The organism is Janthinobacterium psychrotolerans (genome assembly GCF_001677885.1).
Taxonomy (GTDB): domain Bacteria; phylum Pseudomonadota; class Gammaproteobacteria; order Burkholderiales; family Burkholderiaceae_D; genus Janthinobacterium; species Janthinobacterium psychrotolerans.
The window spans coordinates 162,962-186,320 of record NZ_LOCQ01000053.1; the positions used below are offsets into that span (position 1 = coordinate 162,962).

The following is a 23,359-nucleotide window of genomic DNA, read 5'->3' on the forward strand; positions in this document are numbered from 1 at the left end:
TCGACCATTCCGATTGCTGTTTCCCTTCCTGCTGGCGCTGCTGCTGGCCCTGTCATTTGGCGCCAGTCCCGCCTGGGCCCAGGCCGATGACGCCACCGTCAGCGTCGACCAGCAGCTCGACCAGCTGCGCAAGCAGATCACCACCATCCAGAAAACCCTGGACGGCGAGGCCGACGTACCCGACGCTACCCTGTCGCAAATGAAAGCCGATGCGCTGGCCGCCAGCGCCGAGGCCGACAAGGTGGCGGCCGATATCGAGCCGCAGCTGGCCAGCGTGCAGGCACGCCTGGCCGAGCTGGGCAAACCTGCGGCCGGCACCAAGGACGCGCCCGACGTGGCCGAGCAGCGCAAGCAGCTCGATCACAGCAGCAGCGAACTCGATTCCCAGGTCAAGCTGGCGCGGCTGCTGTCGGTGGAAGCGGCGCAAGCGTCCGAGCAGGTCACCACGGTGCGCCGCGCGCAGCTGCAGGCGCGCCTGGGCGAGCGCACCTCGTCGATCCTCGCTGGCGGCTTCTGGAAGCAGCTCTATGCAGAATGGCCGCAAACGCGCATGCGGCTGCAGAACCTGGGGCAGGAGCTGGTCGACGCCGCGCGCGCCACGCCGCTGACGGTGTGGGGCGGCATTTTCGCCGCCATCGTGCTGGTGCTGGTGGCCAGTGTATGGATTTCGCGCCGCCTGCTGATGCTCACCTCGACCCGCGTACCGCACGGCCGTTTGCGCCGCTCGCTGCATGCGCTGGCCGTGCTGGTGCTGGCGCTGGCCACGCCGGGCCTGGTGGCCGAACTGCTGGCCCTGGGCGTGCGCTGGAATAACGGCGTGACCGACAAGACCGATGTTTTCCTTGGCAGCCTGGTTGGCGTGATCTGCTTTGCCGGCTTTACGGCCGGGCTCGGCCACGCGCTGCTGTCGCCGAACCGTGCCTCGTGGCGCCTGCTGCCGCTGTCCGACGCGCTGGCCTCGCGCATGGCGCGCTATCCGACCGTGTTCGCCCTGGTGATGGTGCTGGTGTGGGCCGCCGAGCGCGTCTCCATCGTCATCAATACCGGCTTGTCGACGGCGGTGGCGGTCAACTGCATCGTCGCGCTGGTGCTCAGCATGACAGTGGCCTACGGCTTGCTGCGCGCCGAGCGCTGCTGGCGCCAGGTGCGCGCGGCCGAGCCCGACTCGCCCGTCACGCCGCTGTGGCTGCGCTGCGTGGTGGTGCTGCTGTGGCTGGCGCTGGCCGCCAGCCTGATCAGCCTGCTGGTCGGCTATGTGGCCTTCGGCAGCTTTGTCACCAAGCAGATCACCTGGATCATGGTGGTGGTTTGCACCACCTATCTGCTGACGGTGCTGGTCGATGACGTTTGCATGCTGCTGGCCTCGCGTCCGCCGCCACCGGATTCGGCCAATCCTGTATTGGCCACGCCAAAGGCGCGCGACCAGGCGGCCGTGCTGCTGTCGGGCCTGGGCCGGGCGCTGATCGTGCTGCTGATGTTGATGCTGTTGCTGGCGCCCTTTGGCGAAGGCCCGGCCGAACTGTTCCAGCGCCTGGGCAAGCTGCAGGACGGCCTGGCCATCGGCCAGGTGGCGATACGTCCCGGTTCCGTGATCCAGGCATTGCTGGTGTTGCTGGTGGGCTATATCGGCGTGGGCTTTTTCAAGCGCTGGCTGCAAAACAGCTATTTGCCGACCACCAATCTCGATTCGGGCATGCAGACCTCGTTCCTGACGCTGTTCGGCTACGTCGGCGCGATCACCGCCGTGGCGCTGGCGCTGTCGTCGGCCGGCATCGGCCTCGAACGCATCGCATGGGTGGCGTCGGCCCTGTCGGTCGGTATCGGTTTTGGCTTGCAGGCGGTGGTGCAGAACTTTGTTTCCGGCCTGATCCTGCTGGCCGAGCGCCCCGTGAAAGTGGGCGACTGGGTCTCGCTGGGCGGCGTGGAAGGCGATATTCGCCGCATCAATGTGCGCGCCACGGAAATCCAGATGGGCGACCGTTCCACCGTGATCGTGCCGAACTCGGAATTCATTACCAAGACGGTGCGCAACGTTACCCACGCCAGTCCGCTGGGCCTGGTGCAGGTCAAGCTGCCGCTGCCGCTGGGCACGGATGCGGAAGCGGCGCGCGCACTGATCCTGGGCGTGTTTGTCGACAACCACGACGTGCTCGACACGCCGGCGCCCGGCGTGCAGCTTGACGGCATCGACAATGGCAATCTGCTGTTCAACGCCACCGGCTTTGCCTCCTCGCCGCGCCTGACGTCGGGCATCCGCAGCGCCCTGCTGTTCGAACTGCTCAAGCGCCTCGATGCGGCCGGCATCTCGATCGCCAAGCCCAACACCATGATCCTGAGCGGCTTGCCAGCGCAGTTCGAGGCGCCGGCCATTTCGGCCGCCGCACCGGTGCCGGGGGCCTCGCCCCAGCCGGCGCCCATGCCGCCACTGACGAGCTAAGACTGGCAAGGAAGCATAATGGCCATCCCGCACAACCGGCAGGAATTACTGGACGCCATCAACACCAGCTACGCCAGGCTGCAGCAGGACCTGGCGCGGGTACCAGCGGGCCTAGCCCGCGAGCCGGTGCTCGATGGGCATGTGGCCGGCACGCGCATGAGCGTGTGCGATTTGCTGGCCTATCTGGTGGGCTGGAACGAACTGGTACTGCACTGGCATGCGCAACTCGCTGCGGGAAAGTCCATCGGGGAAATCGCTTTTCCCGCCGAAGGTTTCACGTGGAACCAACTTGGCGTGCTGGCGCAGCGGTTTTATGCCGACCATGCCCACCTCGACATGGCGCAATTGCTGCAGCGCCTGGCGCTGGCCAGGCAGCAACTGGTGGCGCTGGTGGAAGCGAGCGACGATGGGCAGCTGTATGGCCAGCCGTGGTACAAGCAGTACAGCATGGGCCGCATGATCCAGTTCAATACGTCGTCGCCGTATGCCAATGCGCGCACGCGCTTGCGGGCCTGGCTGAAAACCCTGTAGACACCGGGGCTTGCACGATTGCATCAGTACCATTTGTCCGTTTTCAGGCACGATAGCGATTTACGCGCTTTTGACTGAAAGAAAACATCATGCTCTCGCTTGCCATCGCCCAGCGCAATTTCACCATCGGTGATTTTGACGCCAACACCGCCGCCGTCATTGACAATATGCGCCGCGCCAGCAACGATGGCGCGCAGATGGTGGTGTTTTCCGAGCTGACCCTGAGCGCCTATTATCCGGGCGACCTGTTCGAGGACGCCGCCTTTGTGCGCAATATGGATGCGGCGCTGCAGGCGGTGCTGCAGGCGTCGAAGCGCTGGCCGGCGCTGGTTACCGTGCTTGGCACGGCGCGCCCCAATCCCGGCCCCGGCAAGCCCTTGCATAACGCCCTGCTGGCGATCCAGGACGGGCGGATCGTCGCCGAATACTACAAGCAGCTGCTGCCCACCTATGGCATCTTTGACGAAGGCCGCCATTTCGAGGCCGGTCCGCCTGTGGCCTGCACCCTCGACGTGGCCGGCCACAAGGTCGGCTTCATGATCTGCGAAGACGGCTGGAACGACGCGGGCCGTGCCTACGCCGTCAATCCATTCGCCTCGCTGCAGGCGGCGCGGCCCGATCTTGTGGTCAGCATCAACGCCAGCCCGTCCGATATCGGCAAGCGCGCGCTGCGCCATGCCGTGTTCGGCGCCGCCTGCCGCCGCCTGGAGCTGCCGCTGCTGTTCGTCAACCAGGTCGGCGGCCACGACCAGCTGGTGTTCGACGGCGCCTCGTTCGCCATCTCGCCGCAGGCCGGGGTGCAGTTCGAGGCGGCCCGCTTCGTCGAAGATTTTCAGCTGCTGCGCTTTGACGCCGGCCAGTTCAGCCAGCCAGACGGCCAGCCGTTTCCCGTGCCCGACGTGGACGGCATCGCGGCGGTGGAATTCGCGCGCCGCCAGATCGTGCTGGGTTTGCGCGACTATGCGCGCCGCTGCAACTTTACCAGGGTCGTGGTCGGCTGCTCGGGCGGCATCGATTCGGCGCTGACCCTGGCGCTGGCCGTCGAAGCGCTGGGCGCCGGCAATGTCGTCGGCATTACCATGCCGTCCGTGTTTTCCAGCGCCGGCTCGGTCACCGATTCGGTGGCGCTGTGCGAGAACCTGGGCATCACCCTGCTCACGCACCCCATACGCGATATCGTGGCGCAATATGAAAGCGGCTATGCGGCGGCGTTCGACGGCAAACTGGCCGGCCTGCCGCTGGAAAACCTGCAGGCGCGCGTGCGCGGCACGATATTGATGGAATACTCGAACGCGTTTGGCGCGCTGTTGCTGACCACTGGCAACAAGAGTGAAATCTCGGTCGGCTACTGCACCCTGTATGGCGACACCAATGGCGGCCTGGGCCTGATTGGCGACCTGTACAAGACGGAAGTGTTCGCCTTGTCGCGCCACGTGAACGCCAGCGCCGGGCGCGAGCTGATCCCGGTCGCCGTGCTCGACAAACCGCCGTCGGCGGAACTGGCGCCGGGCCAGCGCGACACCGACAGCCTGCCGCCCTACCCCGTACTCGATGAAATCTTGAAGTGGCATATCGAGGGCAACCGCCTGCCGGCGCCCGAGAGCGCGCAGGCGCTGGCGTTTGTCGGCCAGCTGCGCGAGAGCGAAGAGGGCCGCCGCCTGGTCACGCGCATCCTCGGCATGGTGGCGCGCAATGAATACAAGCGGCGCCAGGCGGCGCCCATCATCCGCGTGCGCTCGCGCGCTTTTGGCAGCGGCCGCCAGTTGCCGATCGCCGCCCACTACCCTACCGGAGACGCAGCATGAGCGCAGCCAACCCCAATTCGTCCTTTGACTGCGCGGTGCTGATCGGCCGCTTCCAGCCCTTCCACAGCGGCCACGCCGGCCTGCTGCAGGCCGCCTTGTCCAGCGCCGCGCAGGTGGTGCTGGTGCTCGGTTCGGCCTTCCATGCGCGCAGCCCGAAGAACCCGTTTACGTGGCAGGAGCGGGCCGCCATGATCGCCGCCAGCCTGCCCGAAGCGCAGCGCGTGCGCGTGCACTATGTGGCCGTGCGCGACTATTATGACGACGGCCTGTGGGCCGACAGCGTGCGCCGCAAGGTGGCCGAGGCCGTGCCGCGCGCCGCGCGCGTGGCGCTGGTGGCCTGCTTCAAGGACGCCACCAGCTATTATCTGCACCACTTCCCGCAGTGGACGATGCTCAACCAGGAGATCGATTCCAGCGCGCCGATCGGCGCCACGGCGATCCGCAAGGTGCTGTTCGAAGCGGAAGACGTCGACGTGTCGCTGGGCGCGCTGGCGCAGCTGCTGCCCAGAACAATCGCCCAGTACCTGAAGGCCTGGACCATGCTGCCGTGGTACGCGCCGCTGGTGCAGGAACACCGCGCCATCGAAGCGTATAAAACGCGCTGGCGCACGGCGCCGTACGCGCCGATCTTCAGCACCGTCGATGCGCTGGTGCAGACGGGCGGCCATGTGCTGCTGGTCAAACGCGGTGGGTATCCGGGCAAGGATTTATGGGCGCTGCCGGGCGGCTTCCTGGAGCCGCGCGAACGCTTGCTGCAGGGTGCGATACGGGAACTGGCGGAAGAGACGCAGTTGGGCGTGCTGGCGCCGACCCTGGAAGAAGCGCTGGTCGGCGTGGCCGTGTTCGACCACCCCGACCGCAGCCAGCGCGGGCGCACCATCACGCACGCCCACCATTTCAATCTGCAGACCAGCCAGCTGCCGGAAGTGTCGGCCGCCGACGACGCGGCGCTGGCGCAGTGGCTGCCGCTGGCCTCACTGCCGGCGATGGAGGAGCAGTTTTTCGAGGATCATTTTCATATCCTGAATCACTTTTTGAAGCTGACGCATGAGCAGCGGTAATGTCGGATTACGCGCGGCTTTGCCGCGCGAATTCATATCCTGAATCACTTTTTGAAGCTGACGCATGAGCAGCGGCAATGTCGGATTACGCGCGGCTTTGCCGCGCTAATCCGACCTACGGCCCTTCCTGAAGCTGACAGCGCTCTTGCCGGGCAATCGCCTTATGACGTCAAGCGATTCCAGCCATGGCGCACGGCATCCTTGAAGTTTTCCCAGGCCGACTGCGGGTAGGTATGTTCCCAGTTGCTGCGCAGGTCAGGTTCCACTTCCTCCCACGGACGGCCGCGGTAGGTGTCGCTGCCGGCCATCGAGCGGCCATAGCGGTAGGCCGGATCGTAGTCCTCGAAACGGCCACCGGTCGACAGGTAAGTGGCGTCCCAGTGGCTGCGGTAGTACTGCTCGTCGGCCATGACATCGTTCGACAAGCTGTCCACGCGCGGGTAGGTGCGCACATTGCGCGTGCCGCCGCCCAGGCTGGTCGCGCCACCGGGCTGGATAAAGTCCGGTGTGTCATCTCGGGCAAACTGCTGCGAGGCCGTCGATGACTGGCTGAGGTTACCCACGGGGACGGCCGGATTGATGCCCAGCTCGGCGCCCGCGCCCAGTGGTGTGGCCTGCTGCGACAGGCTGCCGGCCTGCGCCTGCGATTGCAGGTTGGCGCCGGCACTGCCGCTCAGGTTGCCGGCGCTGCTGCCGGCATAGCCGCCGCCGGTGGTGCTGTCGTCGCGGCTCCAGCCGCCCGCGCGCCACTGCTCGCTGTGTTCCTCGATATTGAGCGGACCGAAGTCTTCGACGATGTCGCTGGCGCGGTCGATTTCCGCGTCGCTGGCGCTTTCCAGGGTCAGCACCACGTGGCCGCGCGAGACGGCTTCCGCATAGACATAGCGGTCTTCATGGCTGCCGAACAGGTCGGCAAAGAAATGCTTGATGCTGGCGACAAAGCCGTCGTCGTCGCGCCCGGTGGTGTTGGCCACGGTCGAGGTGGCCGATGGCGCGCCGCTGTAGTCGCTGGCGGAGTCGTTGAGACGGATGCGCTCGCTGCCAAAGCCCGAGGCGATCAGTTTTTGCCGTGCGCTTTCGGCCGATGCGCGGTTGTCGAATACTGCTGCCAAAGTCTGTGCCATGATGGTCTCCGATCGGTAAGGGATAAGGTCAATACATCATTCGCTGTAGCCGCAGCCTGTCCTTTTGTAAAAGACAGCGTCTGCAGTCATGGCACTAGTCTAGGACGAAAAACGGCAGCGCGTCTTTCCTTTTCCGTGCGGGAATTGTTTCACGTGGGCAGGATCGGTGCGCCCACGAAGTGGCGCAGTAAGTCGATAGAAGTGCGTACTTTTTACGCGAGATGCTGGGTGTTCGGCTACATCTGCACCAGACCTGGGCCGCGCCGCAAGCGTGATTCCTACAGAGTGCGCAGCACTGCGCCGATAGCCATTGCAGTGAGCCGCGCTAGGCTGATGAAGACGGCAGCAACCAAGGAGGACATCGCCATGGGCAAGTCATCATCGCAGGCCGGCCAGAACCGGCAATCGGCCACGCCGGTGCAGGACGCGCCGGATCAGGATAGCAGCGGAAAGGGTGAACGCAACAAGCGCGGCAAGGACGCTGCCAGCCACCTCAAGGCCGGCAGCGACAAGGGCGCCGGCGGCGGCAAGAAACAGGGCCGCAAGCACTAAGCACTTGCAGCTACACGGGCTTGGCCGTCATCAGGTAAAACACGATGATCAGCGCGAAAAACGCGGGCACGCCCAGCGCCGTCCAGAGGCGCAGGTAGCGCCAGTACAGCGCCGGCAGCGCCAGGTTGTCGCGCGCGCTCGCCTGCGCCATGTCGCGCATGCGCATCTGCAGCCAGACCACCGGCAGCCAGCAGGCGCCGGCCACCAGGTACAGCACGATGGACCAGACGATCCACGCGCTGGCCAGCGGATAGCCGGCCAGGTGGATCATGTAAAAGCCGCTCAAGGGCTGGAACACGACGGTGGTGGCCGTAAACAGCCAGTCGGCCCGCACCACGTGGCGGCTGACGACGGCGATCGCCCGCACGTCACGGCTCAGGCTGGTAAACAGCATGTAGAAGGCCGAGCCGATGCCGGTGCCGAACAGCAGGGTCGACGAGACAATATGCAGCCATTTGACGATCAGGTATTCCATGGTTTTTCCTCCATTTCATACAGCAGCCACAGCACCGCCAGCATCGGCAGGTTCTTTGTCAGCGGCCCATACGGATGCGACAAGAATTCCGGCATGCGCAGCGCGATCAGCACCGTATAAAAACCGATCAGCACGGCTTGCGCAGGCCACAGCCAGCGCCGCCACGGCGGGCGCAGCATCAAGGTCGCCAGGCCGAACAGCAGGTCGAGCACGCAGGCCCCGGCCAGCAGCAGCGGCGCCAGGCTGGCCGGCATGCCGCTGCGCTCGAGCAGCCGGTAGCTGTCGGCGACCGGATACACGCCGGCCGAAACGATGGCCGTGACGATCCACACGACAGCAATCGACAGGCGCAGCAGCGGCAGCAGCCAGTCCAGCCTGGCCTGCACGGCGGCGCCGCGCGGATCGGTGACAAAGCGCGCCACCGGCCGCGGCGCGCGTCCCAGCAGGCGCTGCATGGGCCTGGCGTCGGCCACATTGCCGCGATCTAACATGCGCAGCGTGTCGCGGTCCGGCATGGCAAAACCCAGCAGTTTGGCCGGCGGCAGCACGGCCGGCATCAGCCAGCGCGGCAGCGGCAGCACGCGCAGGCGGCCCAGGCCCATCGCCTGGCGCAGCGCCGCCAGGTAAGCGACAAACGGCAGCGGCTCGGGGCCCACCACCGGCAGGCGGCGCGTGGCGCGCCCACCGGCCGCGCCGGCGCCGCGCACCAGTGCCACGACCAGGTCCGTCAGGTCGTCCACATGCACTGGTTGCACCGCTTGCTGCGCCCGGCCGAAGCGCGGATACACGGGCAGGCTGGCCAGCATGCGCAGCAATCGCGCGCTGGCACCCTCGTCGCCATACACCAGCGAAGGCTGGACAATCACCGACGCCAGCGGCAGGCTGGCCAGAAAATCATCGGCGTTTTTTTTACTCAGGTGATACGGCGACACGGCGCCGTCGTCCGCTCCCAGCGCCGACAGCTGTATCACCAGCCGCACCTCGCGCTCGGCGCAGGCGGCAAACAGCGCGCACGGCGCCTGCGTGTGCAGGGCGGCGAAGGTTTGCGCGCCGTGTTCGGCGATGATGCCGACGCAGTTGATGACGACGTCGATGCCGTCCAGACGCGGCAGCCAGACGTGTTTGCCCGTATCGCGCGCAAAGTCCGCCTTGATCAGGCGCAATCGCGGGTCGGCCTGGGCCGGCACATGGCGCACGGTGCAGGCGAGCTGGAAACCTTCGGCCAGCAGCGCGGTCGAAACATGGGTACCGATGAAACCGCTCATTCCCGTCAACAGTATGCGCATCGCTGGCCTCGTGAGGAGGGTTGGATCGCCATGCTGGCAGACGGTTCGGGCATTCAATTTGTTCCCGCTTAAACCCTGGAGAAAAACCATGAAAGCCTTTCCTCTGGCCCTGCGCCATGGCGCCCTGTCGGGCAGCCTCGCTTCGATTTTGTCGGCCGCCGCGCTGGCCGCCTGCGGCAAGCGTGAAACGGGCAGCATGTTTGCCGCCGTCAATGCGATCAGCCACTGGCTGTGGGGCGACCGCGCCGCCTTGCGCGACGAACCCTCGTTCAGGCACACGGCGCTTGGCTATGCGATCCACCATGCCAGCGGCATGTTCTGGGGCGTGCTGTTCGAGCGCTATGTGAGCCGCATCCTCGACCGGAAAAAGGTGGCGCCGACGCTGGCCGCCGCCGCCGGCGCCACCGCCGTGGCCTGCTTCGTCGACTACCAGTTGACGCCGCACCGGCTGCAGCCCGGCTATGAAATGCGCCTGTCGCGCCCCGCCCTGCTGCTGGTGTATGGCGCCTTTGGCGCGGGCCTGGCGGCGGGCGCCTGGTGGCTGCGGCGGCGCTGACAGCGCTGGCGGGTTTTCTTCCTACACGCGGGCACGCCGCGCGCCTATCTTGCCGGCGCGCCGGCGCCGTTAGCATGAGGTCACATCATCAATCGAGGAGGCATCATGGAAGAAAAACACGGCAACACCCCACAGCACCCGACCGACCAGGGCCGCAATACGCGCATGGACAAGACCGACGCCGACAAGGCCACCGGCGACCCGTACGCCAACCAGGGCGGCGGCAAGCTGGCCAGCGGCACTGCCAACAGCGGCCACTGGGCCAACGACGTGATCACGCCGCAGGGCGCGCCCGACCCGGTCGAGCAGCAAAACATGCATACCCTCGGCCAGCCGGACAGCCATGCCAACGTCAAGGGCTCGGGCCAGCAGCCGCAGAGCGAAGCGGGCAAGCTGGCCGACGACCGTCCCGGCCGCAACGAATCGAAAGACATCCACAGATCAATCAATCAGCACGAGTAGGTGCGCGTGCTGCAGACGAGGAGCACACCATGTTTGCACACAACAAGCGACTGCAATATACGGTCAGGGTGGAGCAGCCCAATCCCGGGCTGGCCAACCTGATGCTGGAACAATTCGGCGGCCCGCAGGGCGAGCTGGCGGCCGCCTGCCGCTATTTCACGCAGGCCCTGTCCGAGGACGATCCGGGCCGCAAGGACATGCTGTTCGATATCGCCACCGAAGAGCTGAGCCACCTGGAAGTGATCGGCAATATCGTCGTCATGCTCAACAAGGGCGCCAAGGGCCGGCTGGCCGAAGGCGTGGACCTGGCAGGCGAGCTGTATCGCAACATCACGGGCGCCGGCAATGACAGCCACGTCACCCAGCTGCTGTATGGCGGTGGCGCGCCGCTGGTCAATTCGGCCGGCGTGCCGTGGACGGCCGCCTATGTCGACACCATCGGCGAGCCGACGGCCGACCTGCGTTCGAATATCGCGGCCGAGGCGCGCGCCAAGATCGTCTACGAACGGCTGATCAACCTGACGGACGACCCGGGCGTGAAGGAAGCGCTGGGCTTTCTGATGACGCGCGAAGTGGCGCACCAGAAGTCGTTTGAAAAAGCCCTGTATTCGATCGAACCGAACTTCCCTCCAGGCAAACTGCCGGGTGACCCGCAGTACACCGATGTGTACTTCAACATGTCGCAGGGACCAGGCGAAGAACGCGGACCGTGGAACCAGGGCGGCAAATGGCAGTATGTGTCCGATCCGCGCCAGCAGATGGCGGTCGACGGCGGCACCGGCGAAGCGGAAGTGAAACTGCCGAAAGACGACCTGGCCACGGTGCAGCAGATGGCCGCGCGCACGGCGTCCAATCCGTCGGCCGATCCGCTGACGGGCGCCGAACTGGGCATGCGGCCCAACGGCAGCGATGGCGCCACCCCATCCATGCCATTGTAGCGCCGTGCGCCTGGCACCAGCGTGAACACGCCGCGCGCGCTGCAGGCCCTGGCCAGGCACTGGTCCTGGCCCCATGCACTGGGCTTTGCCCTGTGCAGCGGCGGCGCGCTGCTGCTCCTGTACGCGCTGGCGACCCAGCTGGCGCTGCGCAACGCCCAGCTGGTGCCGGCCCTGATCGGCGGCGCCATGGCGGCCGGCGCCACCGCGCTGGGCACCTTGCCGGTGCTGCTGTCGCATAAATTTTCACAGCGCGGCTACGACTGCTTTCTCGGCTTTGGCGCCGGCGTGATGCTGGCGGCCACCGCCTTTTCGCTGGTGCTGCCGGCGCTGGCGGCGGCCAGGCCGCGCGCGGCCACCCCCATGGAGGCCAGCCTGCTGGTGGCCTTTGCCATGGGCCTGGGCATGCTGCTCATTATCGCCCTCAACCTGGTGGTGCGCGAGCGCGTGCAGGGCGGCGCGCTGGCCGAGGTGACAGCGCATGCCGGCAGCCTGAAACGCGTGTGGATTTTTGTGTTTGCCGTCACCTTGCACAACCTGCCCGAAGGCCTGGCGATCGGTGTCGGCTATGCGGGCGTGGAACTCGATCGCGCCAACGCGCTGGCGGCCGGCATCGCCATCCAGGACGTGCCCGAAGGGCTGGTGGTGGCGCTGGCGCTGCGCAGCGTGGGCTACAGCCGGCGCCTGGCGGTGGCCATGGGCGCCGCCTCGGGCCTGGTCGAACCGGTCGCGGCGCTCGCCGGCCTGGCCCTGATCGGCCTGTCGTCCGCCCTGCTGCCGTGGGGCCTGGCGGCGGCTGCCGGCGCCATGCTGTTCGTCATCGTGCACGACGCCATCCCCGAAGCGCACCGCAGCGGCAATGGCGGTTTTGCCAGCACCGCGCTGGTGTTCGGTTTTCTGTTGATGATGGTGCTCGATACGGCCCTGAGTTGAAAAGATTGTACTTGCCATGGACCGGGTTGTTTGGCATGATCGACGGCATGAATCCGCCAAACATCACCGTCACGCATCACCGCCACGTCGCCGCAGACGCTGGCCGGGCCGCGCTCGCCGGTGGCGGACAGTCCTGCTCCATTATTCGAATTATTCAGGGTCGCTGAGCTGCGGCTGCGCCGGTGCTCGGCGCCCCCGGTCCACAGCGCATCATCGCGCGCGGTCACTGCCCGCGTTCCCCCGAATAGTCACCATGGAGCACCCATGACAGCCGTCCATCCGTATCCCTCGCTGGCCCAGATCCGCGACACCGCCGCACGCCTGCAAGGCAAGATCCTGCACACGCCCGTATGGCGCTGGCAAACCGGCGTCATCGACGAACAGTTTCCTGCCACCGAAGTCTGGCTCAAGCTGGAGCTGTTTCAAAAAACCGGCACCTTCAAATTGCGTGGCGCACTCAACTGCATCGAGGCGCTCGATGCGCCGGCGCGCCAGCGCGGCGTGGTCGCCGTCAGCGCCGGCAACCATGCGATTGCCGTGGCCTACACGGCAAGGCTGGCCGGATGCAGCGCCAGGGTCGTCATGCCGGCGCACGCCAGCCCTGCACGCATCGCCGCCTGCCGCAACTTCGGCGCCGACGTGCTGCTGATGCCCGATATACACCAGGCGTTTGCGCGTGGCCGCGAGATTGCACGCGACGAGGGCCGCACCATGCTGCATCCCTACGACGGCCCGCTGACCGCGCAGGGCACGGCCACGGTCGGACTGGAGCTGATGGCGCAAGTGCCCGGTCTCGATGCGGTGGTGGTGCCGGTCGGCGGCGGCGGCCTGTGCGCCGGCATCGCCGCCGCCGTCAAACAGCTCAATCCGCACTGCGCCGTGTACGGCGTCGAGCCCTTCGGCGCCGACGCGCTGTACCGCAGCTTCGCCTCGGGCACGCCGCAGGTGCTGGAGCGGGTCGATACCGTTGCCGACAGCCTTTGTGCGCCGTATGCGATGGAATACAGTTTTAATGTGTGCCGCCGCTTTGTCGACGAAGTGGTGCGGGTCGACGACGAGCAGATCTGCGAGGCCATGCTGTACTTGTTCCGCGATGCCAAGCTGGTGGCCGAACCGGCGGCGGCGGTGGCGGCGGCAGCGCTGTTCGGGCCGCTGCGCGAGCGGCTGGCGGGCAAGCGCGTGGCCTTGCTGGTGTGCGGCTCGAATATCGATGCCGAGCGCTTTGCCGAACTGCTGTGCCGGGGCGCGCGCCGGGATCGCCTGCGCACGCCCGAGCAAATCCGCTGACAGGCCAGCTTAGGTCAGATCATGCAGGTCCTTGCGCTGCGCCGGACCTGCCGAAAACTGTGAAAACGCCACTTCCAGCCCGCCGCGCTCCGGGGTGCAGCACATCGGCCCGACCAGGTAGCGTGCGCTGGCAGGAAACGGCGCCAGGCGCAGCAGCGGCCACAGCTTGCCATCGACCGAATACTGCACCCGGATCACGCCCTCGCTGACGGTCACGCGCAGCCAGAAGCCGTTCGGCATGGCCGGCGCCGCGCTGACGGCCCAGTCGGATTGACCTGCCGTCAGCACCGTGCTCAGCCACAGCTGGCCGTCGGAAAACTCGACGCCGCATTTGATCCAGTGTTCCTCATCGATGCGCACCATCAGCCCGGCCTGGTCGTACAAGGTGGCGTAGTGCCCGGCCACATGCATCTGGGCCGTGAAATCGCCGTCGGTGGCCACGCCAAAAAAGTGGCCGCTGTCGCGGATGAAACCGTAGCTGGTCTTGCGCCAGAAGTCGGTCTTGTCGTCGCTGGTGACGCGCAGGGTGCCGTCGTCGAGCGTCCATTCTGTTGGCTGGTTCAGCCAGCTCGCCTGTTCAAACATCGTGTCTCCTCGCTTGCTTATAACTGATTGGATAGTCCCCATCCCAGCGCCTGGTACAGCGCGATCGCACTGGTGTAGGACGCGGTTTCCGACTGCAGCGCCTCGCGTCTTGTGTCGTACAGGGCGCGCTGGTTTTCCAGCACCGCCTGGTAGCTGCCGGCGCCGGCTTGATACCGTGTGCCGGCGATGTGCAACGCGGCGCCGCCGTGGCGTGCCGATTGTAGCAAGGACGCCAGCCGCGTCTGATTTTCCGCCAGTTGCGTGACGGCGTTTTCCACGTCCTCCTGCGCCAGCAGCATGGCCTGTTGATAGCCGGCCAGCGCGCCTTGCGCCAGCGCCTGCGTGCCGCGCACGCGCGCCCTGGCGCTGCCCAGATGAAATGCCGGGTGGCTGATACCGGGCGCGATCGCGAAGGCGCGCGCGCCGCCGTCGAACACGCTGCCGCCGCGCAGCGCAAAAAAGCCGATAAAGCCACCCAGGCTGAGCCTTGGATACAGCTCGGCCGTGGCCGCGCCCACGTCTTCGCTGGAGGCGGCCAGCAGGCGTTCGGCGCGCACCACGTCTGGCCGCTGCCTGATCATCTGGTTCACGTCGCCGAGCGGCAGCTGGCTGGCCAGCGGCGCCGCAGCCGGTGCGGTCAATACCAGCGCGCTGGCGCCCGGCGGCTGGCCGCGCAACACATCGAGCCGGTACTGGGCCTGGCGCAAGCTTGCCTGCAAGGGCGGCAGCGCCGCCTCGCTGCGCGCCAGGTTGGCCAGCGCGTTTTGCCGCTCTTCCGGCAAGCCGACGCCGGCCGCCAGGCGCGCCTCGATCAGCGCCACCGTTTCGCGCCAGCTGTCCACCTGCGCTTGCGCCAGCGCCAGGCCTTGCCCGTCGCCCAGCGCCTGGTAGTAATTGCGCGCCACCTCGGCCGCGATCACCAGCTGCGCCTGGCGCAGATCGGCTTGCGCAGCATCCGCGCGGGCCTGCGCCGAACGGCTGAGATGGCCCAGGCGGCCGAACAGGTCCAGCTCCCACTGCGCATCGAGACCGATGCGCGTGCCGGCCGTCGCAGCGCGCGACCCGGGCGCGGTTTGTTCCACCTGGCGCTGCCAGCCGGCCTGGCCGGTGACGATGGGCAGGCGGTCAGTTTCGCGCTGGTCGAACACGGCGCGCGCCGCCAGCAAATTCGCTTGCGCCTGGGCGATATCGCGGTTGTGCGCGAGCGCCGCGGTGATCAGTTGCGTGAGAAGCGCATCGTCAAAAAAGGTCCACCATGGCGTCTCGCTGATGGTGCTGCCGGCGTCCTTGAATTGCGCCTGCTGCGCGCTGGCCAAGGTGATGGCCGGCGTGTCCGGCGTGACGTAGGCGGGGCTGACGGCGCAGCCGGCCAGCAGCAGTGACGCGAACGTAAGGGCGAGGGTTTTCTGGTTCATCATGATCCTTGTGTTGCGCTGGCCTGCGCCAGCGCCTGGGCGCGCGCACTGGCATGGCCGGCGGCGTGATTGCGGGCCAAAAAGGTGTACATGGTCGGCAGCACCAACAGGGTAAACAGGGTGCCGACCAGCATGCCCGAGACGATCACCACACCCAAGCCAAAGCGGCTGTTGGCGCCCGCGCCGGAAGCGAACAGCAGCGGCACCAGGCCGACCACCATGGCGGCCGTCGTCATCAGGATGGGGCGCAGGCGGATCTGCGCCGCGCGCGCAATCGCAGTGGCGCGGTCTAGCCGCTGGTGCGCCTGCAATTCGTTGGCAAACTCCACCATCAGGATGCCGTGCTTGCTGATCAGGCCGATCAGGGTCACCAGGCCGATCTGCGTGTAGATATTGATGGTGGCCCAGCCCAGCGCCAGCGGAATCAAGGCGCCGCAAATCGACAGCGGCACCGTGATCAGGATGATCAACGGATCCATCAGGCTTTCATACTGGGCCGCCAGCACCAGGTAGATCACGACCACGGCGGCGAGAAACGCCATCAGCAGCGCATTGCCTTCGGTGGCGAACTGGCGCGCGTCGGACTGCCAGTCGTAGCTGAAGCCGGGCGGCAGCGTGCTGGCCACGCCGTCGAGGAAGGCCACCGCGTCGCCGAGCGTTACGCCGGGCGCCGGCACGCCCTGGAAGGTGGCGGCGTTTTGCTGGTTGAACTGGGTCAGCCTGTTCGGCTCGACCTCCTGCGTTAACGTTACCAGGCCGGACAAGGGCACCAGGCCGCCATCGTCGGCGCGCACGTATTGCTGCGTCAGCGCCTGCGCCGTCAAGCGCTGGGCGCGCGGGCTTTGCGCGATCACGTCGTAGGCGCGCCCTTGCATGGCGAAGCGGTTCAGGTAGTTTTCGCCCACCAGCACCGCCAGCGACTCGCCGATATCCTGCATCCGCACGCCCAGGCTGTTCGCCTTGGAACGGTCGATGCGCACCTTCACTACCGGGTTGTTGTAATCGAGGTCGCTGTCGATGACGGCGAACAGGCCGCTGGCGCGGGCGCGCTGCTTGATCTCTTCCATGGTGCGGTACAGGGTGGCGTAATCCTGGGCGCTGCGCAGTACCAGTTGCACCGGCAGGCCGCCGCTCGATCCGGGCAAGGGCGCCATCTGAAACGCAAAAATGCTGGTGCCTTCGATGTCGCCCACCGCCTGTTGCAGTTCGGCCTGGATCACGGCCGCATTGCGCGCGCGCTCGCCCCAGGGGGTCAGGTTGATGCCGCCGATGCTCGACGCCGGCCCGTCGCTGCCGTTGATGATCCAGGTCGAAGCCGTCTCCGGCGTGCGCCGGTAGACCTCTTCAAGTTGATGGGAGAAGCGCTCGACGTATTCGAGGCTGGCATGCTGCGGCGCCTTGATGGCTGTGAGCACGCTGGCCTGGTCTTCCGACGGCGCCAGTTCGCGCTGCGGCAGCAGGTACAGCAACGGCAGGCTGGCCATCACCAGCAAGGCAAAGCCGCCACTGAGCCAGCGGCGCCCCAGCGACCAGGCCAGCAGCCGTGCATAGCGGCCCGTCAAGCCGCCAAAAAAGTGTTCGGCGGCGCGCGCCATGCGCCCTTCCGATGTTTTTGGCTGCAGCAGGAAGGAGCTCATCACCGGCGACAGGGTCAATGCCACCACGCCCGACACCACCACCGCGCCGGCCAGGGTCAGCGCGAACTCCTTGAACAGCGCGCCCGTCAAGCCACCCATCATGCCGATCGGCGCATATACCGCCGCCAGCGTGATCGTCATGGCCACCACCGGGCCGGCCACTTCGCGCGCGCCGGCCAGGGCCGCCACCACCGGCGTCTTGCCTTCCTCGATATGGCGGTGCACGTTTTCCACCACCACGATGGCGTCGTCGACCACCAGGCCCACCGCCAGCACCATCGCCAACAGCGTCAGCAAATTGATGCTGAAGCCGAAGGCCAGCATCAAGGCGGCCGCGCCCAGCATCGACAGCGGAATGGTGACGACGGGGATCAGCACCGAGCGCAGCGAGCCCATGCACAGCCAGATCACCAGCACCACGATCGCCAGGGCTTCGAGCAGGGTGTGCGCCACTTCCTCGATCGAGGCCTCGATAAAACGCGCCGTCTCGAACGCCAGTTCCACCTTCACGCCCGGCGGCAGGGTTTTCTGGATCTCGGGCAGCAGCTTCCTGATGCCGTCGACGATCACCAGGGGATTGCCGCCCGGCGTGGGAAACAGGCCCAGATGCACGGCCGGCACGCCGTCCATGCTGGCGCTGGTTTCACTGGCGGCCGCGCCCAGTTCCACCGTGCCGATATCCTTCAACCGTATCAGCGCGCCGCCCTCGTCCTTGCCATTGGCAATCACCATCTCGCGAAACTGCGCCACGCTGGTCAAATCCGTGTTCACGCTGATATTCGAGACGACAAATTGCCCCTTTATTTTGCCCGGCGCGGCCTGGTAGTTATTGCGCCGCACGGCGGTCGCCACGTCCGACGCCGTCAGTCCGCGCGCCGCCAGTTTGGCGGGATCGATCCACAGGCGCATCGCCAGCTGCTGGCCGCCGAAGGTGTCGACTTTCGCCACGCCTTCGATGGTGGCAAACATCGGCTGCACCACGCGCGCCAGGTAGTCGGTCAGCTGCGCCGCCGAGACGGTCTTGCTGGCAAAGCCGACATAGGCCACGGCCGTGGCGTCGCCCGCCGAGCGTTCGATCACGGGGTCGAACGCGCCTTCGGGCAGCTTGTAGCGCACCTGGTTGACCTTGGCCATCACCTCTGTCAGCGCCTGCGTCGAATCGCCGTTGAGCTCCATGCGCACGGTCACCAGGCTGGCGCCCTGCACCGACGAGGAGGTGAGGTAATCGATGCCTTCCACCGACGACACGGCTTGCGCGATCGGCTGCGTGACAAAACCCTGCATCAGGTCGGCCGAGGCGCCCGGATAGCGGGTGGCGATGGTGATGGTCGATGTTTCCAGCATCGGGTACTGGCGCACCGGCAGCTGCTTGATGGCGAGCACGCCCAGCATCACGATCAGGCTGCTGATCACCAGCGCCAGCACGGGGCGGCGCACGAACAGGTCGGTAAAGTTCATCGCGCGGCGTCCTGTTCCAGGGTATTGGCCACCGCCTGCACGGCCATGCCGTCAGCGAGCTTCAACTGGCCCGAGGCGACCACCTGCTGGCCGGCAGACAGACCCTTGACGATTTCCACCCTGCCGTCGGCGCGCTCTCCCAGGGTGACCGCCACCCGTTTCACGGTCAGCGCCTGCTTGCCGGCCTGCTGCGCCACAAACACCGTGTCGCCATAGGCGCTGTAGGTGACGGCCGTTTCCGGCACCGTCAGTTGCCGCTCTTTGCCATCGCGCGCCACCTTCACATTGGCGTACATGCCGGCCTTCAGCGCACCGCTTGCCTCGCTCAGCGCCGCCTGCACCTGCACCATGCGCGCGCGTGAAATCAAGGGATCGATGGCGCTGATCTTCGCCGCAAAGACCTGATCGGGACAAGCGTCGACCGTCACCCGCACCGCCTGCCCGGGTGCGAGCTTGCCGCTGCCCTGTTCATCGAGAGAAAAATTCACCAGCAAGGATCTGGTGTCGACCAGGCTGGCGACCGTGTCGGCCGGGTTCAGGTACTGGCCGGCATGCACGCGGCGGATGCCCATCTGGCCGGCAAACGGGGCGCGGATGGTCTTTTGCGCGATCAGCGCCTCGGTCTGGCGCACTTCGCCCAGGGCCGCGTCGCGGATCGCCAGCGCGCTGTCGAGCTGCTCCTGCGTGGCCGCCTTGCCTGGTACAAGTTGCACCGTGCGCCGGTAGCTGGTCTCGGCGTTGTTCAGCTGGGCGCGCAGGCGCAGCAACGACGCCTGCTCGGGCGCGTCATTGAGCTGCACCAGCACCTCTCCGGCGTTGACCTGCTGGCCAGAAGCAAAGCGGATGGCGGTAACGCGCCCGCCGGTTTCGGCCGCCAGCTGCACCTGGCGCGCCGCTTCCAGTTCGCCGACACCGGTGAAATAACGTGCTTGCGTGCCGGCCAATACGGGCGCCAGCGCCACCTTGGTGGCCGGCGACGGCGCCGCGACGGCGGCGTGGGAGTCGAGGCGTGGGTACGTGAGGATGCCCGCCACCGCGAGCGTGATGGCCAGCGCGCCAGCGCCGGCAAGTCGGATTGTCATGATGAGGTCTTTCGATAGAGACGCAGCCGCTTACAGCCAGCGCGCGTTAAACAGGAAGAACAGGGACAGCGTGAACAGCAGCAGCACCAAATGCGTGGTCTGCAGGCTTTCCTGGGCGATCCAGTAGCCGAACCACAGGCCGCCCAGGTGCATCAGCAGCAGGAAAGCCGCCATCGCGCACAAGGCGAGATTGAGCCAGGGCAGCGCCGCCGCCAGGCCATCGTGGAAGAACAGTGCGACACCGCTCCAGGCGGCCATCGCCGCAGCCAGCTGCAGCGCCAGCACCACCAGCAGCGCCAGGCGATGCACGGTCAATGACGCCAGCGCGCGGCGCAGCAGCGGGGTTTGCATGGTCGGGTCCATGCGCAGCGGGTCCATGCGCATGGTGTTGCCGATGGCCCAGACGGAACCGTGAAAGGCGTGCAGATTGTTGATGGCGGCAATGCTGAGCCAGCAAGCCAGGCCTGAAGCGAGCACAGCTTGAAACAGCAAAATGGTATCGTGTCGCGGCATGGTCGTTCCCGTCAAAGAAGCTTGCCGGCATGGGACACTCGACAGCACAGTGCTATCAGCCTATTATGCAAGCAATTGGTTGGTTAACTCGCCCCATCATAGTGGAGCAAAATGAATTACACAAGTAAACGTTTGGATAATGGCGACAGCGCTGCGGCTCCGCAGACGACGGAGCGCATCCTGTATTTCATCAAGACCAAGGGGCCCGTGTCGACGGCGTCGCTGGCCAAGACCCTGGCCATGACAGGCGAGGCGGCGCGCCAGCAGGTGCAAAAGCTGGTGACGGCGGGCCTGATCGAAGGCCGGATGGAGGCGCAAAGCGGCGCCGGGCGGCCACGCCAGAACTGGGTGCTGACGGAAGCGGGCCACGCGCGCTTTCCCGACACGCATGCGCAGCTGACGATCAAGCTGATCGGCTCGGTGCGCCAGCTGTTTGGCGAGGAAGGCTTGAACCAGCTGATCACGCAGCGCGAAGAGGAAAGCCGCAGCGCCTATGCGCTGGCGTGCTCGGCGCCCGACCTGCCCACGCGGCTGGCGCAGCTGGCGGCGATCCGCGATGAAGAAGGCTATATGGCGCGGGTGGAGGCGGACGGCGAGGACTGGCTGCTGATCGAGGACCATTGCCCGATCTGCGCCGCGGCGCGCACCTGCCAGGGTTTTTGCCGCTCCGAGCTGCAGCTGTTCCAGGAAGTGGTGGGCCCCATCGCCAGCGTGGTGCGCGAGCAGCACGTGCTGGCCAATGCGATGCGCTGCGTGTACCGCATCAAATTGACCGCTTAAGCGCGCGGAAACAGCGGCCAGGCGAGCAGCGCCACCAGAGCCGCCGCCAGCCACACCAGGCCCCAGCTGCTGGCCGCCAGCAAATGCGGCAGCGCGACCGGCGTGGCGAACAGCCCCAGATAGACGGCCGTATTGGCCATGCCCAGCGCCGTGCCGGCGCTGGCGGCGCCCGCCAGGGTCGCCAGTTCCGTATAGGCCACGCCATGCCAGGCCGATACGCAGATGCCGGCCAGGATCACGGCCGCCATCAGCAGCCAGCCCGGCGCCGCCAGCGCGGCCACGCCAGCGAGCAGCAGAAACGAGGCCAGCGCCACCAGCACCGAGCCGCGCAGGTAGGCCGGGCGATTCGCGTGACGGTCGGTATGGCGCCCGCTCCAGATGCGCATCACCATCGCGCCCAGCTGCAGCATCACCATCACGGAGGTGATCTGCGCCAGGCCCAGGTGGCCATGGTCGTGAAGGAACACGGTGGCATAGCTCAGGATCGCAAACTGCGGCACGCACAAGATGCCGATGCCGGCCACCATGCGCCACACCTGGCGGTTGTATAACGGTGACACCGGCGATGCTGCCTTGCCCTCAGGTACGCCCCTGGACGCGTTTTGCGGGCCTCTGGCGGCCTCGGGCGTGAAAGCCGGCTCGTGCATCCAGCGCCAGGTCAACAGCGCCGTCACGGCGCAGAAAAGGCCCAGCACACCGAAGACGGGCACAAAGCCATACCGGGCGGCCAGGGTCGGCAGCAGCAGCGCGCCCAGGCCGCCGCCCAGCGGCACGGCCGTCTGGCGGATGCTCATGGCAAAACCGCGTTCGCCGGCGCCGAACCAGCGCATGACGGCGCGGCCGCTGGCGCCGTTGACGCTGCCGCCCAGCACGCCGACCAGGGCCAGGCCGGCCGACAGCGCAAACAGCGACGGCACGGCCGCTCCCTGCGGCGTGATCCACAGCATCAGGGTCAACAAGGCCAGCAGGGTGCCGAGCAGGCCGGTCAGCAGCACGGGCCGGTCGCCCCAGCGGTCGGTGGCCATGCCCCACGGCAGTTCCGACAAAGCCACGCCCAGGCCCATGGCGCCCAGCGCCACCCCCAGTTCGGTATTGCTCAGGTGATAGCCGCTGCGCAGCCAGATGGCGGTGGTCGGCATGCCGTTGGCGCAGGCGGAAAAACTGGCGTTGGCGGCCACGCCGACACCGAGCACTTTCCAGCGGTGGGCGGCATTGAAGGTTGGGACGGAAGGCGTGATGGCAGGGCAGGTAGCGTTCATGATGGAATCAGGCTGTGATTGACCGCTACAGTGTTGCGCAGTACGATGATTCTGAATATCAGATAATTTTTATCTGATCGTTCGATAAAACCGGATGGTCATGAACGTACTCAATTTCGATATCGCTTTTTTGCGCAGCTATGTGGCCGGCATCGAGCTGGGCAGCTTTGCCCGTGCGGCCGACAAGGTAGGCCGTTCCACCTCGGCCGTCAGCGCGCAGCTGAAAAAACTCGAAGAGCAGGCCGGCATGCCACTGTTTCGCAAGGCGGGCCGGGGACTGGCGCTGACCGACGCCGGCGACGTGCTGCTGGCCTATGCGCGCCGCATGGTCGAACTGAACGACGAGGCCGCCGTCGCCCTGCGCGGGGTGGAACTGGAAGGCTGGGTACGGCTGGGTTTACAGGAAGATTTTGGCGAAGCGCTGCTGCCGGCCGTGCTGGGGCGTTTTGCGCGCGCCCACCCCAAGGTGCGCATCGAAGCGCACGTGGCGCGCAATACGGATCTGCTGGAACGCCTGGAGCTGGACCAGCTCGACCTGGCCTTGCTGTGGGGCTGCCATGCCTTGCAGGACATGACGGCCTGGCCGGCCCAGCGCCGCACCCTGATCGCCACGCCCGAGATGCGCTGGATCGCCTCGCCCACCCTGCCCTGGCGGCCGCAGTCGGGCGAGCCGCTGCCGCTGATCGCGTTCGACCGGCCTTGTCTGTTCCAGCGCTGCGCCACCGATGCCCTCGACCGCGCCGGCATCGCCTGGCGCATCGCATTTACCAGCCCCAGCCTGGCCGGCCTGTGGGCGGCGGCCGCCGCAGGCCTGGGCGTGACGGTGCGCACCAGCTACGGCCTGCCAGCTTCGGTCTGCGCGCTCGATGCGGTGGCGGCCGGCCTGCCCGCGCTGCCGTCGCTGTCGCTGGAACTGCTGCGCGCCGCACACACGCCCAGGCCGCCCGTCGAGCGGCTGGCCGTCTTGCTGGCCGAGACCTTGCAGGGCGTGCAGGACGATTGATCGCCGCGCATGCGCCGCGCCTTAAGGCTGCTGTGTAAAATCCTTTTCAACCCGGGCGCAGGCAAGTGCTGCTGTGTTTATCGGCGGAAAGCCGGGCGGAAGTCGACCAGTGGCCAACGCCGTGGCGGCCGGCGGCAGCCTCTACAAGTAGCCGATCGATTTCGGCTTCATGTACGGCCACAG

At 66.7% G+C, this 23,359-nt stretch carries 21 protein-coding genes; 12 read left to right on the forward strand and 9 right to left on the reverse strand.

Annotated features, from left to right (window positions below; genetic code table 11):
• The first annotated feature begins 13 nt into the window (after window positions 1-13).
• The 4 genes from ASR47_RS11440 to ASR47_RS11455 all read left to right on the forward strand — a co-directional run bounded on the left by ASR47_RS11440 (window position 14) and on the right by ASR47_RS11455 (window position 5,834).
• Window positions 14-2,437 (forward strand): DUF3772 domain-containing protein, encoded by a 2,424-nt coding sequence (locus ASR47_RS11440; RefSeq protein ID WP_245714329.1) that lies wholly within the window; start codon window positions 14-16, stop codon window positions 2,435-2,437.
• Window positions 2,438-2,455: 18 nt separating this feature from the next.
• Window positions 2,456-2,968 carry a ClbS/DfsB family four-helix bundle protein gene (locus tag ASR47_RS11445; RefSeq protein WP_065307903.1) on the forward strand — a complete coding sequence of 171 codons (513 nt, stop codon included), beginning with the start codon at window positions 2,456-2,458 and terminating at the stop codon, window positions 2,966-2,968.
• An 89-nt stretch (window positions 2,969-3,057) separates the two neighbouring features.
• Entirely contained in the window at window positions 3,058-4,773 is a 1,716-nt protein-coding gene (locus tag ASR47_RS11450; protein ID WP_065307904.1) for an NAD+ synthase, read from the forward strand.
• Window positions 4,770-5,834, forward strand: coding sequence for a bifunctional nicotinamide-nucleotide adenylyltransferase/Nudix hydroxylase (locus tag ASR47_RS11455; protein ID WP_065307905.1), 1,065 nt, complete (start codon window positions 4,770-4,772; stop codon window positions 5,832-5,834). Before ASR47_RS11450 ends, ASR47_RS11455 begins: the two co-directional genes overlap by 4 nt.
• Window positions 5,835-5,995: 161 nt before the next feature.
• Here the strand turns inward: ASR47_RS11455 and ASR47_RS11460 are convergent, their stop codons facing one another.
• On the reverse strand, window positions 5,996-6,958 hold the full coding sequence (locus ASR47_RS11460) for a hypothetical protein (protein WP_065307906.1): 963 nt from the start codon (window positions 6,956-6,958) through the stop codon (window positions 5,996-5,998).
• A 366-nt stretch (window positions 6,959-7,324) separates the two neighbouring features.
• On the opposite strand from ASR47_RS11460, the gene ASR47_RS11465 reads away from it, so the two are divergent.
• Complete coding sequence (locus tag ASR47_RS11465; RefSeq protein ID WP_150127762.1) at window positions 7,325-7,510, forward strand: hypothetical protein; 186 nt, start codon at window positions 7,325-7,327, stop codon at window positions 7,508-7,510.
• Between the two features lie 10 nt (window positions 7,511-7,520).
• Here ASR47_RS11465 and ASR47_RS11470 read toward each other — a convergent pair whose 3' ends face one another.
• On the reverse strand, window positions 7,521-7,985 hold the full coding sequence (locus tag ASR47_RS11470) for a DUF2269 family protein (protein ID WP_065307908.1): 465 nt from the start codon (window positions 7,983-7,985) through the stop codon (window positions 7,521-7,523).
• Entirely contained in the window at window positions 7,973-9,271 is a 1,299-nt protein-coding gene (locus tag ASR47_RS11475) for an SDR family oxidoreductase (protein ID WP_065307909.1), read from the reverse strand. Before ASR47_RS11475 ends, ASR47_RS11470 begins: the two co-directional genes overlap by 13 nt.
• An 88-nt stretch (window positions 9,272-9,359) precedes the next feature.
• Between ASR47_RS11475 and ASR47_RS11480 the strand changes: the two genes are divergently transcribed.
• From ASR47_RS11480 to ASR47_RS11500, 5 genes are all read left to right on the forward strand, one after another.
• On the forward strand, window positions 9,360-9,827 hold the full coding sequence (locus ASR47_RS11480) for a hypothetical protein (RefSeq protein ID WP_065307910.1): 468 nt from the start codon (window positions 9,360-9,362) through the stop codon (window positions 9,825-9,827).
• Between the two features lie 105 nt (window positions 9,828-9,932).
• Window positions 9,933-10,289, forward strand: a complete 357-nt coding sequence (locus ASR47_RS11485; protein ID WP_065307911.1) for a hypothetical protein — start codon at window positions 9,933-9,935, stop codon at window positions 10,287-10,289.
• Between the two features lie 29 nt (window positions 10,290-10,318).
• Window positions 10,319-11,227 carry a manganese catalase family protein gene (locus ASR47_RS11490; protein WP_065307912.1) on the forward strand — a complete coding sequence of 303 codons (909 nt, stop codon included), beginning with the start codon at window positions 10,319-10,321 and terminating at the stop codon, window positions 11,225-11,227.
• 21 nt (window positions 11,228-11,248) lie between these two features.
• The gene (locus ASR47_RS11495; protein WP_217270556.1) at window positions 11,249-12,157 is read left to right on the forward strand and encodes a ZIP family metal transporter; all 909 of its coding nucleotides are present in this window, start codon (window positions 11,249-11,251) and stop codon (window positions 12,155-12,157) included.
• 264 nt (window positions 12,158-12,421) lie between these two features.
• A complete protein-coding gene (locus tag ASR47_RS11500; protein WP_065307913.1) occupies window positions 12,422-13,444 on the forward strand; it encodes a threonine ammonia-lyase in 1,023 nt (340 codons plus the stop codon).
• A 9-nt stretch (window positions 13,445-13,453) separates the two neighbouring features.
• On the opposite strand, the gene ASR47_RS11505 is transcribed toward ASR47_RS11500, so the two are convergent.
• The 5 genes from ASR47_RS11505 to ASR47_RS11525 are packed head-to-tail and all read right to left on the reverse strand — an operon-like array spanning window position 13,454 to window position 20,134.
• Window positions 13,454-14,029 (reverse strand): DUF1349 domain-containing protein, encoded by a 576-nt coding sequence (locus ASR47_RS11505; RefSeq protein WP_065307914.1) that lies wholly within the window; start codon window positions 14,027-14,029, stop codon window positions 13,454-13,456.
• Between the two features lie 17 nt (window positions 14,030-14,046).
• On the reverse strand, window positions 14,047-15,447 hold the full coding sequence (locus ASR47_RS11510; protein ID WP_065307915.1) for an efflux transporter outer membrane subunit: 1,401 nt from the start codon (window positions 15,445-15,447) through the stop codon (window positions 14,047-14,049).
• A complete protein-coding gene (locus tag ASR47_RS11515) occupies window positions 15,444-18,539 on the reverse strand; it encodes a MexW/MexI family multidrug efflux RND transporter permease subunit (protein WP_065307916.1) in 3,096 nt (1,031 codons plus the stop codon). Before ASR47_RS11515 ends, ASR47_RS11510 begins: the two co-directional genes overlap by 4 nt.
• Window positions 18,536-19,621 carry an efflux RND transporter periplasmic adaptor subunit gene (locus tag ASR47_RS11520; protein ID WP_065307917.1) on the reverse strand — a complete coding sequence of 362 codons (1,086 nt, stop codon included), beginning with the start codon at window positions 19,619-19,621 and terminating at the stop codon, window positions 18,536-18,538. The genes ASR47_RS11515 and ASR47_RS11520 overlap by 4 nt, the downstream gene beginning before the upstream one ends.
• Before the next feature lie 30 nt (window positions 19,622-19,651).
• Window positions 19,652-20,134 (reverse strand): DUF2165 family protein, encoded by a 483-nt coding sequence (locus ASR47_RS11525; RefSeq protein WP_065307918.1) that lies wholly within the window; start codon window positions 20,132-20,134, stop codon window positions 19,652-19,654.
• Window positions 20,135-20,245: 111 nt separating this feature from the next.
• On the opposite strand from ASR47_RS11525, the gene ASR47_RS11530 reads away from it, so the two are divergent.
• A complete protein-coding gene (locus ASR47_RS11530) occupies window positions 20,246-20,914 on the forward strand; it encodes a helix-turn-helix transcriptional regulator (protein WP_065307919.1) in 669 nt (222 codons plus the stop codon).
• On the opposite strand, the gene ASR47_RS11535 is transcribed toward ASR47_RS11530, so the two are convergent.
• Window positions 20,911-22,173 carry an MFS transporter gene (locus tag ASR47_RS11535; RefSeq protein ID WP_065307920.1) on the reverse strand — a complete coding sequence of 421 codons (1,263 nt, stop codon included), beginning with the start codon at window positions 22,171-22,173 and terminating at the stop codon, window positions 20,911-20,913. The two genes, ASR47_RS11530 and ASR47_RS11535, sit on opposite strands and share 4 nt — an antisense overlap.
• A 100-nt stretch (window positions 22,174-22,273) precedes the next feature.
• Between ASR47_RS11535 and ASR47_RS11540 the strand changes: the two genes are divergently transcribed.
• A complete protein-coding gene (locus ASR47_RS11540) occupies window positions 22,274-23,176 on the forward strand; it encodes a LysR substrate-binding domain-containing protein (RefSeq protein WP_065307921.1) in 903 nt (300 codons plus the stop codon).
• Window positions 23,177-23,359: the final 183 nt, after the last annotated feature.

Bases quoted from the DNA above. Each gene is read 5' to 3' on its own strand.
- ASR47_RS11445 (WP_065307903.1), top strand. From the start codon at position 2,456: ATGGCCATCCCGCACAACCGGCAGGAATTACTGGACGCCATCAACACC.
- ASR47_RS11450 (WP_065307904.1), top strand. From the start codon at position 3,058: ATGCTCTCGCTTGCCATCGCCCAGCGCAATTTCACCATCGGTGATTTT.
- ASR47_RS11455 (WP_065307905.1), top strand. From the start codon at position 4,770: ATGAGCGCAGCCAACCCCAATTCGTCCTTTGACTGCGCGGTGCTGATC.
- ASR47_RS11460 (WP_065307906.1), bottom strand. From the start codon at position 6,958: ATGGCACAGACTTTGGCAGCAGTATTCGACAACCGCGCATCGGCCGAA.
- ASR47_RS11465 (WP_150127762.1), top strand. From the start codon at position 7,325: ATGGGCAAGTCATCATCGCAGGCCGGCCAGAACCGGCAATCGGCCACG.
- ASR47_RS11470 (WP_065307908.1), bottom strand. From the start codon at position 7,985: ATGGAATACCTGATCGTCAAATGGCTGCATATTGTCTCGTCGACCCTG.
- ASR47_RS11475 (WP_065307909.1), bottom strand. From the start codon at position 9,271: ATGCGCATACTGTTGACGGGAATGAGCGGTTTCATCGGTACCCATGTT.
- ASR47_RS11480 (WP_065307910.1), top strand. From the start codon at position 9,360: ATGAAAGCCTTTCCTCTGGCCCTGCGCCATGGCGCCCTGTCGGGCAGC.
- ASR47_RS11485 (WP_065307911.1), top strand. From the start codon at position 9,933: ATGGAAGAAAAACACGGCAACACCCCACAGCACCCGACCGACCAGGGC.
- ASR47_RS11490 (WP_065307912.1), top strand. From the start codon at position 10,319: ATGTTTGCACACAACAAGCGACTGCAATATACGGTCAGGGTGGAGCAG.
- ASR47_RS11500 (WP_065307913.1), top strand. From the start codon at position 12,422: ATGACAGCCGTCCATCCGTATCCCTCGCTGGCCCAGATCCGCGACACC.
- ASR47_RS11505 (WP_065307914.1), bottom strand. From the start codon at position 14,029: ATGTTTGAACAGGCGAGCTGGCTGAACCAGCCAACAGAATGGACGCTC.
- ASR47_RS11510 (WP_065307915.1), bottom strand. From the start codon at position 15,447: ATGATGAACCAGAAAACCCTCGCCCTTACGTTCGCGTCACTGCTGCTG.
- ASR47_RS11515 (WP_065307916.1), bottom strand. From the start codon at position 18,539: ATGAACTTTACCGACCTGTTCGTGCGCCGCCCCGTGCTGGCGCTGGTG.
- ASR47_RS11520 (WP_065307917.1), bottom strand. From the start codon at position 19,621: ATGACAATCCGACTTGCCGGCGCTGGCGCGCTGGCCATCACGCTCGCG.
- ASR47_RS11525 (WP_065307918.1), bottom strand. From the start codon at position 20,134: ATGCCGCGACACGATACCATTTTGCTGTTTCAAGCTGTGCTCGCTTCA.
- ASR47_RS11530 (WP_065307919.1), top strand. From the start codon at position 20,246: ATGAATTACACAAGTAAACGTTTGGATAATGGCGACAGCGCTGCGGCT.
- ASR47_RS11535 (WP_065307920.1), bottom strand. From the start codon at position 22,173: ATGAACGCTACCTGCCCTGCCATCACGCCTTCCGTCCCAACCTTCAAT.
- ASR47_RS11540 (WP_065307921.1), top strand. From the start codon at position 22,274: ATGAACGTACTCAATTTCGATATCGCTTTTTTGCGCAGCTATGTGGCC.